General features: G+C 52.0%; 13 protein-coding genes, 1 tRNA gene and 1 pseudogene. 11 read left to right on the plus strand and 4 right to left on the minus strand.

All coding sequences use genetic code 11. The annotated features are described in order from the left end of the window. Nucleotides 1–103 precede the first annotated feature (103 nt). Complete coding sequence (gene yjeH / locus APU02_RS14125; RefSeq protein WP_060570352.1) at nt 104–1,354, plus strand: L-methionine/branched-chain amino acid transporter; 1,251 nt, start codon at nt 104–106, stop codon at nt 1,352–1,354. A 54-nt stretch (nt 1,355–1,408) separates the two neighbouring features. On the opposite strand, the gene APU02_RS14130 is transcribed toward yjeH, so the two are convergent. Then, nucleotides 1,409–1,885 carry an FxsA family protein gene (locus tag APU02_RS14130; protein WP_042289660.1) on the minus strand — a complete coding sequence of 159 codons (477 nt, stop codon included), beginning with the start codon at nt 1,883–1,885 and terminating at the stop codon, nt 1,409–1,411. 339 nt (nt 1,886–2,224) lie between these two features. Here APU02_RS14130 and aspA point away from each other — a divergent pair, with 339 nt between their 5' ends. From aspA to APU02_RS14170, 7 genes and pseudogenes are all read left to right on the plus strand, one after another. Continuing rightward, nucleotides 2,225–3,661, plus strand: coding sequence for an aspartate ammonia-lyase (gene aspA / locus APU02_RS14140; protein ID WP_042289667.1), 1,437 nt, complete (start codon nt 2,225–2,227; stop codon nt 3,659–3,661). A 114-nt stretch (nt 3,662–3,775) separates the two neighbouring features. Next, nucleotides 3,776–5,077, plus strand: a complete 1,302-nt coding sequence (gene dcuA / locus APU02_RS14145; protein ID WP_042289670.1) for an anaerobic C4-dicarboxylate transporter DcuA — start codon at nt 3,776–3,778, stop codon at nt 5,075–5,077. 118 nt (nt 5,078–5,195) lie between these two features. After that, nucleotides 5,196–5,543 (plus strand): divalent cation tolerance protein CutA, encoded by a 348-nt coding sequence (gene cutA / locus APU02_RS14150; RefSeq protein WP_060570353.1) that lies wholly within the window; start codon nt 5,196–5,198, stop codon nt 5,541–5,543. Then, nucleotides 5,519–7,231 carry a protein-disulfide reductase DsbD gene (locus APU02_RS14155; protein WP_060570354.1) on the plus strand — a complete coding sequence of 571 codons (1,713 nt, stop codon included), beginning with the start codon at nt 5,519–5,521 and terminating at the stop codon, nt 7,229–7,231. The genes cutA and APU02_RS14155 overlap by 25 nt, the downstream gene beginning before the upstream one ends. A 36-nt stretch (nt 7,232–7,267) precedes the next feature. Beyond that, complete coding sequence (locus APU02_RS14160) at nt 7,268–7,843, plus strand: transcriptional regulator (protein ID WP_042289679.1); 576 nt, start codon at nt 7,268–7,270, stop codon at nt 7,841–7,843. A gap of 208 nt (nt 7,844–8,051) precedes the next feature. Further along, nucleotides 8,052–9,089, plus strand: a pseudogene (locus APU02_RS14165) (DUF1176 domain-containing protein); the annotation flags it as partial. 115 nt (nt 9,090–9,204) lie between these two features. Further along, nucleotides 9,205–9,280 (plus strand) — tRNA-Phe (locus tag APU02_RS14170). A 581-nt stretch (nt 9,281–9,861) separates the two neighbouring features. On the opposite strand, the gene APU02_RS14175 is transcribed toward APU02_RS14170, so the two are convergent. Further along, nucleotides 9,862–10,254 carry a FaeA/PapI family transcriptional regulator gene (locus APU02_RS14175; RefSeq protein ID WP_042290968.1) on the minus strand — a complete coding sequence of 131 codons (393 nt, stop codon included), beginning with the start codon at nt 10,252–10,254 and terminating at the stop codon, nt 9,862–9,864. A 171-nt stretch (nt 10,255–10,425) separates the two neighbouring features. Between APU02_RS14175 and APU02_RS14180 the strand changes: the two genes are divergently transcribed. The 3 genes from APU02_RS14180 to APU02_RS14190 are packed head-to-tail and all read left to right on the plus strand — an operon-like array spanning nt 10,426 to nt 12,838. Then, complete coding sequence (locus tag APU02_RS14180) at nt 10,426–11,154, plus strand: helix-turn-helix domain-containing protein (protein WP_042290970.1); 729 nt, start codon at nt 10,426–10,428, stop codon at nt 11,152–11,154. Then, complete coding sequence (locus tag APU02_RS14185) at nt 11,147–11,614, plus strand: FidL-like protein (protein WP_060570355.1); 468 nt, start codon at nt 11,147–11,149, stop codon at nt 11,612–11,614. Before APU02_RS14180 ends, APU02_RS14185 begins: the two co-directional genes overlap by 8 nt. Nucleotides 11,615–11,665: 51 nt before the next feature. After that, on the plus strand, nt 11,666–12,838 hold the full coding sequence (locus APU02_RS14190) for an HD domain-containing protein (protein ID WP_042290973.1): 1,173 nt from the start codon (nt 11,666–11,668) through the stop codon (nt 12,836–12,838). Nucleotides 12,839–12,874: 36 nt separating this feature from the next. Here APU02_RS14190 and APU02_RS14195 read toward each other — a convergent pair whose 3' ends face one another. Both APU02_RS14195 and APU02_RS14200 read right to left on the minus strand, forming a co-directional pair. Beyond that, entirely contained in the window at nt 12,875–13,612 is a 738-nt protein-coding gene (locus APU02_RS14195; protein ID WP_042290974.1) for an SDR family oxidoreductase, read from the minus strand. Nucleotide 13,613: 1 nt separating this feature from the next. Then, nucleotides 13,614–13,865, minus strand: coding sequence for an acyl carrier protein (locus APU02_RS14200; protein WP_042290976.1), 252 nt, complete (start codon nt 13,863–13,865; stop codon nt 13,614–13,616). Nucleotide 13,866: the final 1 nt, after the last annotated feature.

A 13,866-nucleotide genomic window follows, 5' to 3' on the forward strand; every position in this document is an offset into this window, starting at 1 on the left:
ATTTCTCGTCTATTTAATCGCCTGCGTCATAAGCAAATCCGATTGTGATACCATCGAAAATCTGCGCAGTTGCCTGACACCAGGCGCAACCGGATAACTTCTCATGAGTGGACTGAAACAAGAGCTGGGACTGGCTCAGGGCATCGGCCTGTTGTCGACATCGTTATTAGGCACCGGCGTCTTCGCCGTTCCGGCGCTGGCGGCGCTGGTTGCAGGCAACAATAGCCTGTGGGCCTGGCCAATTTTGATCGTTTTAGTGTTTCCCATCGCGATTGTCTTTGCACTGTTGGGCCGCCACTACCCCAGCGCGGGCGGCGTCGCTCATTTCGTCGGCATGGCGTTTGGTCCACATCTGGAACGCGTCACCGGTTGGCTGTTTTTATCCGTGATCCCCGTGGGGCTCCCCGCCGCCCTGCATATCGCCGCCGGATTTGGCCAGGCGATGTTTGGCTGGCACGGCTGGCAGCTTTTGCTCGCGGAACTGGGCACGCTGGCGTTGGTATGGTACATCGGTTCGCGCGGCGCCAGCTCCAGCGCCAATCTGCAATCGGTAATTGCCGGGCTTATCGTCGCGCTGATTGTCGCTATCTGGTGGGCAGGCGACCTGAAACCGGCGGAAATCCCCTTCCCTGCCCCTGGCGAAATAGAGATGTCAGGATTGTTTTCCGCGCTGTCGGTGATGTTCTGGTGTTTTGTGGGTCTGGAAGCGTTCGCTCATCTCGCCTCTGAATTTAAAAAACCGGAACGCGATTTCCCCCGCGCGCTGATGATTGGCCTGCTGCTGGCGGGCTCCGTCTACTGGGGCTGCACCGTTGTGGTACTGCATTTTGGCGCCTATGGCGAGACGATGGCGGCCGCAGCATCGCTGCCTGACATCGTGGTGCGGCTGTTTGGCGTGCAGGCGCTGTGGGTGGCTTGCGTCATTGGATATCTGGCCTGCTTTGCCAGCCTCAATATTTATATCCAGAGCTTTGCCCGCCTGGTGTGGTCCCAGGCGCAATATAAGTCCGATCATTATCTGGCCCGCCTCTCGCCACGTCATATTCCGCGTAATGCATTGAATGCCGTGTTGGGTTGTTGTGTAGTCAGCACACTGTGTATTTACGCGCTGGAGATCAATCTTGATGCGCTGATCGTCTACGCCAACGGCATCTTTATCATGATTTATCTGCTGTGCATGCTGGCCGGATGCCGCCTGCTGAAAGGTCGCTACCGCGCGCTGGCGGTGGTTGGCGGGGCATTATGTTTGCTGTTGCTGGCGATGGTGGGCTGGAAAAGCCTGTACGCGCTGGTGATGCTGGCCGGATTATGGCTGTGTTTGCCGAAACGGAAAAAAGTGGAAAGTCGGTTGTAGTTCGAGTGGCCCGGCCGACGCACAGCGTTCCGGGCCTGCACGGTCGCAAAGCAATCAATCGCGGCGATCGTCTTTATGTTCGATCCGGTCACGCTCTTCATCTTTACGCTGAAACTCGCCGTCAAACGTCTCGCCGCCGCCCGTTCCGGCGCTAAATCCACCGCCCGGCATTCGGGAAAAACGCAAATGCGGCAGCAGCTTCATCGTCAGATGCTTTTGCACTGGGGGTAATAAAAGAAGCAGGCCGAGGAAGTCGGTAAAAAAGCCAGGCAACAACAGCAGCAGACCGGCAATGATCAGCGACACGCTCTTGATCATCTCCGCCGCCGGGCTCTCACCCGCCGCCATTTTCTGCTGCATCAGCATAAAATTCTTAAATCCCTGGTTACGCACCAGCGACATCCCAATCACCGACGTGAAGATGACGAGGATCAGGGTCATCAGCACGCCCAACACATGGGCGACCTGAATAAAGATAGAAATCTCAATATAAACATAGAGAAAGACAGCAAGTAACGGTATCCAGCGCAAGGGGTTCTCCTGTGGCAGACCGCCGTTTCACCCACGTCGGCCTGAAATTGGTTGCGATTCGCATTAGTCAGTTGTTGGGGTAGTTCGCAAAATTTCAAGCTGTTTGTACACTTATTTTTGGAGTTAATCCTGAAGCGGTGACATATTTCACAAAATAATAATTAAGGGGTAATTAGTACCACTTAAAGTGATCCAGATTACGGCACAATTCCTGCAGCAGCATATGATCTCGTATACCAGACTGACGGAGGGGATAATCGTCGGTCAAGAAACAATCGAAACCACATATGTTCTGTGTGTTTAGTGCATTCATTGGCAGCTTTAAAAAAGAAGGTTCACATGTTAAACAACATTCGTATCGAAGAAGATCTGTTGGGTACCAGGGAAGTTCCAGCTGAAGCCTACTATGGTGTTCACACTCTGAGAGCGATTGAAAACTTCTACATTAGCAACAGCAAAATCAGCGATATCCCTGAGTTTGTGCGCGGAATGGTAATGGTGAAGAAGGCCGCGGCTCTGGCGAACAAAGAGCTGCAAACCATTCCTAAGAGTGTGGCGAATGCAATCATCGCCGCATGTGATGAAGTCCTGAATAACGGCAAATGCATGGACCAGTTCCCGGTAGATGTCTACCAGGGCGGTGCGGGCACTTCCGTTAACATGAACACCAACGAAGTGCTGGCCAATATCGGGCTGGAGCTGATGGGTCACCAGAAAGGTGAATATCAGTACCTGAACCCGAACGACCACGTGAACAAATGTCAGTCTACTAACGACGCCTACCCAACCGGTTTCCGCATCGCGGTTTACGCCTCTATCGTTAAACTGATCGACGCCATTAACCAGCTGCGTGAAGGCTTTGAACGTAAAGCTGTCGAATTCCAGGACATCCTGAAAATGGGTCGTACCCAGTTGCAGGATGCGGTGCCAATGACGCTGGGTCAGGAATTCCGCGCGTTCAGCGTCCTGCTGAAAGAAGAAGTGAAAAACATCGAGCGTACCGCCGAGCTGCTGCTGGAAGTTAACCTTGGCGCAACGGCTATCGGTACCGGTCTGAATACCCCGAAAGAATACTCCCCGCTGGCTGTCCAGAAACTGGCGGAAGTAACAGGTTTCGCCTGCGTTCCGGCTGAAGACCTGATCGAAGCGACCTCTGACTGCGGCGCTTATGTCATGGTGCACAGCGCGCTGAAACGCCTTGCCGTGAAGATGTCCAAAATCTGTAACGACCTGCGTCTGCTCTCCTCTGGCCCACGTGCCGGCCTGAACGAGATCAACCTGCCGGAACTGCAAGCGGGCTCTTCCATCATGCCAGCCAAAGTGAACCCGGTTGTGCCAGAAGTCGTAAACCAGGTGTGCTTCAAAGTTATTGGTAACGACACCACTGTTACCATGGCGTCTGAAGCGGGTCAGTTGCAGTTGAACGTGATGGAACCCGTTATTGGTCAGGCGATGTTCGAATCTATCCACATTCTGAGCAACGCTTGCTATAACCTGCTGGAAAAATGCGTTAACGGTATCACCGCTAACAAAGACGTGTGCGAAGGGTACGTCTTCAACTCTATCGGTATCGTCACCTACCTCAACCCGTTCATCGGCCACCACAACGGCGACATCGTTGGTAAGATTTGCGCCGAAACCGGTAAGAGCGTCCGTGAAGTGGTGCTGGAGCGTGGTCTGTTGACTGAAGCAGAGCTAGACGATATTTTCTCCGCACAAAACCTGATGCACCCTGCTTACAAAGCAAAACGCTATACTGATGAAAGCGAACAGTAATCATACAGGGTAGTACCAAAGAGGGCACGTCAGATGACGTGCCCTTTTTCATATAAGAAGTTACCAAATAACAACAATTTAATATCAACTTGTTAAACAACAAGGAAGGCTAATATGATAGTTGTCGAACTTATCATTGTTTTGCTGGCAATCTTTTTGGGCGCCAGACTAGGGGGCATCGGTATTGGATTTGCAGGTGGGCTGGGTGTTCTGGTTCTTGCCGCTATCGGCGTGAAACCCGGTAATATCCCGTTCGATGTCATTTCCATCATCATGGCGGTTATCGCTGCCATCTCCGCAATGCAGGTCGCGGGCGGTCTTGACTATCTGGTTAACCAGACGGAAAAGCTGCTGCGCCGTAATCCAAAATACATCACGATCCTCGCACCGATCGTCACTTACTTTTTGACTATTTTCGCAGGCACCGGGAACATCTCTCTGGCAACGCTGCCGGTTATCGCTGAAGTGGCGAAGGAACAAGGCATCAAGCCTTGCCGTCCTCTGTCCACCGCAGTGGTTTCCGCACAGATTGCGATTACCGCATCGCCCATCTCCGCAGCGGTGGTGTATATGTCTTCTGTGATGGAAGGTCATGGCATTAGCTACATCCACCTGCTGTCCGTGGTCATTCCGTCCACGCTGCTGGCGGTTCTGGTGATGTCCTTCCTGGTCACCATGCTGTTCAACTCAAAACTCTCTGACGATCCGGTATACCGTAAACGTCTGGAAGAAGGTCTGATTGAACTGCGCGGTGAGAAGCAGATTGACATCAAACCAATGGCGAAAAGCTCCGTCTGGCTGTTCCTGCTGGGCGTGGTGTGCGTGGTGGTTTACGCGATTATCAACAGCCCAAGCCTCGGCCTGGTTGAGAAGCCGCTGATGAACACCACTAATGCTATCCTGATCATCATGCTGAGCGTCGCGACGCTGACCACCATTCTGTGCAAAGTGGAAACCGACGCTATCCTCAACTCCAGTACTTTCAAAGCCGGTATGAGCGCCTGTATTTGTATCCTGGGCGTGGCATGGCTGGGTGACACTTTCGTGTCTCACAACATCGACTGGATCAAAGATACTGCGGGTGAAGTGATTCAGGGCCATCCGTGGCTGCTGGCGGTGATCTTCTTCTTTGCTTCTGCGCTGCTTTACTCTCAGGCGGCAACCGCAAAAGCACTGATGCCGATGGCGCTGGCGCTGAACGTTTCTCCGCTGACGGCGGTCGCATCGTTTGCGGCGGTTTCTGGTCTGTTCATTCTGCCGACCTATCCGACGCTGGTCGCGGCGGTACAAATGGACGACACCGGCACCACGCGTATCGGTAAGTTTGTCTTCAACCACCCGTTCTTCATTCCTGGTACGCTGGGTGTGGTTCTGGCGGTCTGCTTCGGCTTCCTGCTGGGCAGCTTCATGCTGTAAGTATGACCCACGGGGCGTATTCACGCCCCGTTTTTCCCCTCCCTTTGTCTAACATCCTTCCGCCGTCCATTGTATAGTGACCCCTTCGTTGCAGGTCTTTCTCTCATTCGAGGTGTTTATGCTTGATGTTAGCCGTCAGGACGAGTCCATCCCCGATGCCGTTGTCGTGCTTTGCACCGCACCGGATGAAGCCACTGCCCAGGATCTGGCCGCTAAAGCGCTGGCTGAAAAACTGGCCGCCTGCGCCACGCTGATCCCCGGCGCGACCTCTCTGTACTACTGGGAAGGGAAGCTGGAGCAGGAATATGAGGTGCAAATGATCCTGAAAACATCGGTGACGCGCCAGCAAGCCTTACTCGATTGCCTGAAGTCGCATCATCCTTATCAAACGCCCGAACTTCTGGTTTTACCCGTTACTCACGGAGACAGTGATTACCTCTCATGGCTCAACGCATCCTTACGCTGATCCTGCTACTTTGCAGCACATCGTCTTTCGCGGGACTGTTCGACGCGCCGGGACGCTCGAATTTTGTTCCTGCTGACCAGGCCTTTGCCTTTGACTTTCAGCAAAACCAACACGACCTGAACCTCACCTGGCAGGTGAAAGACGGTTATTATCTGTACCGCAAGCAGATTAACATCACGTCTTCTCAGGCGAAGATTGCCGACGTCACGCTCCCGGCGGGGGTCTGGCATGAAGATGAGTTCTACGGTAAAAGTGAAATCTACCGCAAGCGACTGACTGTTCCGGTCAATGTTCTACAGGCTGCGGCTGGCGCGACGCTGACGGTCACCTACCAGGGGTGCGCTGATGCTGGTTTCTGCTATCCGCCGGAAACAAAAACCGTCCCTCTAAGCGAAGTGGTTGCCAGCACAGCGCCCCAGCCTGCCGCGACGCCAGCCCCGCCGCAATCGGCTCAACCGCCAGAACCGCCGCCTGCGCAGCTTCCCTTCACGGCGCTGTGGGCGTTGCTGATTGGCATTGGCATCGCCTTTACGCCCTGCGTACTGCCGATGTATCCACTCATTTCCGGGATTGTGCTGGGCGGTAAACAACGTCTCTCTACCGGACGGGCGCTGCTGCTGACCTTTATCTACGTGCAGGGGATGGCGCTGACCTATACCGCGCTGGGCCTGGTGGTCGCTGCGGCAGGTTTGCAGTTCCAGGCCGCGCTTCAGCATCCCTACGTATTGGTGGGTCTCGCGATAGTCTTCACCCTTCTTGCGTTGTCGATGTTCGGTTTGTTTACGCTGCAATTACCGTCGTCACTGCAAACTCGCCTGACGCTGATGAGCAACCGCCAGCAGGGCGGCTCTGCGGGTGGCGTATTTGCAATGGGCGCTATCGCCGGGCTGATTTGCTCGCCATGTACCACCGCGCCGCTCAGCGCCATTCTGCTGTATATCGCGCAAAGCGGAAATATGTGGCTTGGCGGCGGCACGCTTTACCTGTACGCGCTCGGGATGGGGCTACCGCTGATGCTGGTCACCGTCTTCGGCAATCGCCTGCTGCCAAAAAGCGGACCGTGGATGGAGCAGGTCAAAACCTCGTTTGGCTTTGTGATCCTCGCGCTACCGGTCTTTTTGCTGGAGCGGATCGTTGGCGATACGTGGGGCTTACGCCTGTGGTCGCTGCTGGGCGTCGCCTTCTTTGGCTGGGCGTTTATCACCAGTCTGCAGGCAACGCGCGGCTGGATACGTCTCGTCCAGATAATGTTGCTGGCGGCCGCGCTGGTCAGCGTGCGTCCGTTACAGGACTGGGCGTTTGGCGCGTCCCCTGTGCAGACGCAATCGCATCTGAGCTTTAAACAGGTATCCAATATCGACGAACTTAATCAGGCGCTGGCGCAGGCCAAAGGCAAACCGGTGATGCTCGACCTGTACGCCGACTGGTGTGTCGCCTGTAAAGAGTTCGAGAAATACACCTTCAGCGCGCCGCAGGTGAAACAGGCGTTGGGCGACACGGTGCTGTTACAGGCTGACGTCACGGGCAATAACGCCCAGGACGTGGCGCTGTTGAAGCATTTACAGGTACTTGGGCTGCCGACCATTCTGTTCTTTGACGCAGAAGGTCAGGAGCACCCGCAGGCGCGAGTAACAGGCTTTATGGACGCCGCAACGTTTAGCGCGCATTTGCGCGATCGCCAACCGTGAGCGACACTTGCAACAGCAAAGTGGGAGGAATATACCGTGCAACGTGAAGATGTTCTGGCAGAAGCCCTAAAGTTATTAGAGATCCATGGGATTGCCAATACCACGCTGGAGATGGTGGCCGAGCGCGTTGATTATCCGCTCGAAGAGATGCTGCGTTTCTGGCCCGACGACGAGGCCCTGCTGTATGACGCCCTGCGTTATCTGAGTCAGCAGGTAGACATCTGGCGCCGCCAACTGATGCTGGACGACACTCAAACCGCTGAACAAAAGCTACTGGCGCGCTACGCGGCGCTAACCGAATGTGTCAGCAATAACCGTTATCCCGGCTGCCTGTTTATCGCCGCCTGCACCTTTTACCCCGATCCCGCGCATCCCATTCATCAACTTGCGGATCAACAAAAACGCGCAGCGCATGACTTTACCCACGAACTGCTCACCACGCTGGAAGTTGACGACCCGGCAATGGTTGCAAAACAGATGGAACTGGTGCTGGAAGGCTGCCTGAGTCGCATGCTGGTTAACCGCAGTCAGGCCGACGTGGAGACGGCGCACCGTCTGGCGGAGGACATTCTGCGCTTCGCCCAGTGCCGTCAGGGCGGCGCGCTGACCTGATTCTCATTTCGTTACCTCGTTGAATCGCATATAATTTCGCCAGCACCGACCCAATAAAAGGAATTATATGCGTCTCTTGTCCTGCGCCCTTCTGACGGGCCTTCTCTCTTCGTCCCTCTTCGCCGCACCGCTAAACGGCGTTTCATTTGCTCATAAAGACCGGGAAGTCGCCTGTGATAACACGAGCGCCTGCCGGGCGGTCGGGTATAGCGATAATGTCGCCCTGAAAACACTTCATCAGGCCTTAATTGATCAACAAAAAACCGATCCTGAACTCGATCTCAGCAACATCGCCAAACGGTTCCCGCTGACGGGCCAGCTCACCAGATTCACCCTTTCATACACGGAAGATTCATCGCAGCCGACGACAAAACCCTCACTGGAAATCAGTGACGATGAATGGCGGGCATTTTTGCATTCCAACATTCGCGCTTATGCAGAAAATGGTCAGGTGAATTTTACGCTGGTTGATCTGGACGGCGATGGCAAGCGCGATCTCATTATCGACAGTTATATTGGCGGGACGGGCCTCTTCAGCTATACCGGCGTGCTTAAACGGGGTGATAGCGCATTCTTTACCGTGAATGAAAACGCTAACGACGATGACTTTGGGGTACCCGGCGCGTTATTTTCGGAAAATGGCCGCGGTGCTAACCAGTGGAGCCAGTGGGTACGTATCAACGGCCAGGTGTACGCGCTTTGGTTCAACGGCGTCTTTAGCGAAGATAACATTTATCTGCTGCGTCCGTTCAGCACAGACAATAAGGTGCCGGTAGTAACCCTCCGCTATCGCTATACGCTCAATGTCATCGACTCAGCAGAAGAAGGCCGCCCTTTGACCCCTGCGCTGAGCGACAAGGACAAGGCGGGGCTAGTCAGGACGCTGGATGTCATGCAGGACCATCTGCTTAAAGACCTCCCGCTTGACCAGCCTGACACCGCTATCTGCCCGGTTCCTGAAGGCATCTCAGCAGAAGACGCGGAATGGTACAGCAGCGGCGTGGCAGGCCATTACACCATAGAAACCGTCGCCCTGATTCCCGTGTGGCTAAACGAGAAATGTTATATCGGCACCGTCTTCAGCCATCACGGATTTTATAACCATGGTGTGGATGCCGAGGTTGTCCTTAGCTCGCCCGCTGGGAAAGGTGATATTGTGGGCGGCTATGCGATCTCCGGCCTGCGCCAGGCAACGTCGATAAAAAGCGACTGGCAGTTTCGGGAAGGCGATAACGGCGCACTGTGATGGTGGGCTAACATCGCTGAATTGTACCCGAATCGCCGCAAAGTTAAGCAGTTGAACTGCTTTTAAGGAAATTTGGTTGACTGGCGGGCGTGATTACGGTTTAATGCGCCCCGTTGCCCGGATAGCTCAGTCGGTAGAGCAGGGGATTGAAAATCCCCGTGTCCTTGGTTCGATTCCGAGTCCGGGCACCACTATTCAAAGAACCCGCCTAAAAGGCGGGTTTTTGCTTTTTGGCAATAATCTACGATCACCAGATCGCGTCACAGACGCTGGCATCAGTCTACCGTCACGTCGTATCTCTGATAAGCAAAGCAGCAACAGGTACTCAACTCAACGGAATTTTAATATTCTCTCCTGTGCCCCTTCTGACTATCGTTCCCTTCCAAATTTATACCCCCCTAACTCCTTAAAAAATCTCTTTATAAACTTTTGTCGATAATATTTTTACTCACACGATCGCCACCTCAAAATTACCTGAGGTTTATTTTTATGCGTAATAAAAATGAATTCTCAAACGTGAAAAGTGTGATGTTAATCAACAAAGCAGGCTCTGAGCGCAGTAACAAAATTAAATATCAACAGACTTGTTATTTAATGTTAAATTTGTTAAACACCCATAGTAACATGACGAAATAAATTTAGATGTGATAATCACTGAATGCTGGACGTTATGGCTAAAACCAAGGCAATTAGACAATCACGCGAGAACAATCATTTTTTATTGGGAATATTCCGAATGCCTCGCGAGATGTTATTAATGCCTGACGGGCAATTAAAGGCTAACTTGTTGATTTAACCTTCTTTGTTGCAAACGATATCCCCCCTTGCTAGAATCTTCGATAACTTCTGTAGATTCTTTTGATAAAAACCATTGATGGTGCTTTTGCATTTTATCTCGTATAACTTGACCATATTTTTCCAGCGGAAGAAGTAAGTGTCTAACTTTATAAATTGAAATGCCGCAAAGATCGGCAATTTCCCGTGTAGACAGACCTTCAGCACTATGATCTTTTAATAGTTCAAGAATAAAAACTTGCTCGGGAACCCTGACCGTAGCAAAGCTGCTTATTCCCATTTCCGCCGCTATCATCTGCAGAGTGTTACACGGTGCGCTATACCGTACGGGTAACGCACCTGAAGGGTAAGAACTCAGCGAGAGTTTCATGGCACAGCCTCCTGGGTTACAAAGGAGTGCCCAGTATGCATTCACACCCGTTTAACTAGCAACATTAGCTGCAAATGATCATGAAAAAAGGTTTTTTATCTAACATTCACGTTGTTTTATTTTAAAAAACCTGCATGTTAGAGAAAAGCAGGGCTTAGCGCGGAGAGGAACATGAGGTTCGATATAGAGGGATTTATCACTTTTGATACCGAGGATGCGTCTCTCGTTAACCTGTTGACCGGTGATTGTATTGAATTATCTCAAACATCGACACGGCTTCTGGCGGAGTTGCTTAATCATCGCGGCGATATCCTCTCGCGTAATGAAATTTTCCAGTCTGTTTTCGATAAATATGGCGCCCGGGCGTCCAACAGCAATCTGAATCAGTATATTTCAACACTGCGCAGAAACCTGAACGATTTAGGCGTTGAAAAGGAAATCATCGTCACGGTGCCGCGTATAGGTTTTAAAATAGCGGAAGATGCAATCATCAATAACGATCGCGAGTATCGAACGCCCTTTCTTGAAGAAAAAGAACCTGAACCAGAACTGACTGAAGTACACCACTCGTTCCATCAGATGATTACCCGCGTTATCGCGCTGGCGATGGCCCTTTTGCTGCTGATCATAAAACCTGGCGCATACAAATCTGAACCCGACTTACATAAAATGGTTAAAGGTCAGTGTGTTATTTTTTCGTCTACGTCCTTGTCGTTGATGGATGTTAAAAACAGCTTTGACTTAACGCCGCAAGTCCTCGATTGTTCGAAGGCCAAAGAATTGTACGTTTACAAACAGCAGGTAACAGGCACCCTGGGTAATATTATGCAACTACTCCTCATTAAGTGTGACAACCGTGGTTGCGTAAGTTTTTATTACAGAGAAAAAAATAATGCCTAAGCGAATTATTTTACTTTTTATCAGTATCGTTGTGTTGTTTATCGGCGCAGTTTACGGTTTCACCCGCCCCCCAGCCTTTTCATGTAAGTCACAATTTTCGATTGTACAAAACATCAACAATGATACCATCCGTAGTGAAGGATTGATTTTTGCCAATCTCACAGGTGACACGTTTCTGGTCAGCATTGACGGTTTGTTGGTCCATAATAAACAAAAGTATTTAATCTCGCGCACACTCAAAATGAAATACCAGCCGTACAACGCCAGTGCGCATTTGTACAAAATAACCCGTGTGCAAATAGTTCGCGACAACACTGACAATGTTGATGATGAGATAGCTAATAGTTTACTGTTTGGCAAAGGGCCGGACGAAAAAATTATTTTTCTTAAAAAGCTCAATAACAATGTAATATTATTTGGTAACCACGCATTTCCGCAGTATGGTTGCAAACGAGATTAATTTGTGTGGTTTTCTTTCACGAAGCACAGCATATGTTAACTTTCACATATCATGAATATAAACTTAATCGAATCTCTGGCTTGTATTTCAAAAATAATAGACATGATCAATCCCAGACTCAACCTGCATCATGTCAGAACGGCCTACATCGCCTGGCATTTAGCCAGGGAGTCGCAGTTTACCCCCGCGCAGTGTCGTAAGACCCTGCTGGCGGCGCTACTGCACGATATAGGCGGTCTGAATGAAGAGTCGCGCCTTCAACCGCTTAGCTACTATGACAATGAGCTCAATAACCATGCCGCGGTGGGCGCCGAACTGCTGGCCAGCGTGCCGTTATTGAACCCGTTAAGCCCTATTGTGCGCTACCATCACACCCGCTGGGATAATGGCCAGGGAGCAATGGTCAACGGGTCTAAAGTCCCAAAGGAAAGCCATGTGATCTACCTGGCGGATCGGATAGACGTTTTAATCGCGCGCTACCGCGCTAACGATATAATATCGGTCAAAGACGAAATTATTAATATTATTGCGGGCGGCGACAATCTTTTATATAAACCTGAATATATCTGCGCCTTCAGAAAAATAGCAAATTGTGAGCATTTTTGGTTAAAAATCAAATCGACAGACTTTGACGATTATATTAAAGATATTCCCCGGATTCATAACGACTCCGTCTCCTTGCATAATTTTCGTGACATCGCTGGCATGCTGGCTTTTATTATTGATGGGTTTAGCCAGCATGGCGTTCAGCATTCGCTGGTCGTGGGACGCATATCGGGTTATCTCGCCAAAGAGATGGGGATTACGCCAGTACAATGCCTGAAGATTGAAATTGGCGGTTTGCTGCACAATCTGACGTCCCTGACGTGCGGCTCAGCGCCAGCGCATACCGGTGATGAAAATGTGGTCTGGGATGAGCTTTACCCCATTGAAGCGATCAGGGATATCGCGGGCTGGTGCCACACGCATAAGACGGTAACGGCAAGATCCGCCGCGCCGCCAGAAGCCATGATTCTGCGGGCCAGCATCTGGCTGGCGTCATTGCTTCAGGGCGTAACCCTGTCGAGTGAATTCAAAGCACGCGTAGGAGAAACGGCGGAAATCGCCCCGGAACTGGCAGGGATCGTGCAACAGCACAGTACGGTGTTGTTGCAAATCTTTCAGGAGTCGGTCAAAGAAAGGCGCGCATTAGTGCAAAGAATCAACCAGTTAAGTCTAACGTAAACCGCGAGAAGCCTCACTTCTCGCGGTTTACGATCATCAGGCAGACAAACCGCCGTCCAGTATCAGCGTCTGCCCGGTGAGATAACTGCTTCCCTCCCCCGCCAGAAACGCCACTGCACGCGCAACGTCCTGCGTACGCCCGAGACGGCGCAGCGGAATATTCTGCTGCATCGTTTTCAGATGCGCCGCAGGAATAGCCTGTACCATCTCACCTTCAATCAAGCCCGGCGCCAGACAGTTAACCCGAATACCAAAGCGCCCCACTTCCCGCGCCAGCGAATGCGTCAACCCGATCATCGCCGCTTTACTGGCCGCGTAAGCCGTCTGCCCGCTATTGCCCTTTACCGCCGATACCGACGACATAAACACAATCGCACCGCTGCCCTGGGTCATCATGGCGGGCAACAGGATCCGGTTCCAGTTCACGACGGAAACAAGATTGTTATTCAGCACCTCCTGCCAGTCCTGCGCGTTCTGGTGAATGTGCAGACCATCACGGGTCATTCCGGCGTTATGGATGATAGCGGCTGGCGCGCCGCATTTTTCCAGCAGCGACGTTGCCAGTTGCGAAACACGTTCTTCATCGCTGCCGTCGCAGCAGTGCCCCTGCACCCAGGTTGCGGTGCGCAGACGCTGCGCGGCCTCCAGCGTCTGCGCGATCCTGGCCTCGTTGCGTCCGGTAAAGACAATATTCCAGTCCGGCAGCAGGTGGCTCACCAGCGCCTGACCAATCCCCCGGCTACCGCCGGTGATCAGCATCCATTTTTCCGCCATGTCAGTCCGCCATCGCCTTTTCAATACGCTGGCTCAGCTCGCGCAGCGTCATAAAGGGATTCTTCATGAACATTTCCGGATTCACCGTCACATTAAATTCACGTTTCGCCAGCACCATCAGCTCAACGTAGTCCAGGCTATCCAGCTCCAGTTCCGGCAGCGTCGTCTCCGGGGTCAACGCGTCTGGCGTCATATCTTTTGCGTCGCAGATCATTTCGCTGATTTTTTTATAGATCGTTTCTTGTTGGCTCATT

Source organism: Citrobacter sp. 50677481, from assembly GCF_001463265.1.
In the GTDB taxonomy this organism is placed as follows: domain Bacteria; phylum Pseudomonadota; class Gammaproteobacteria; order Enterobacterales; family Enterobacteriaceae; genus Citrobacter_A; species Citrobacter_A sedlakii.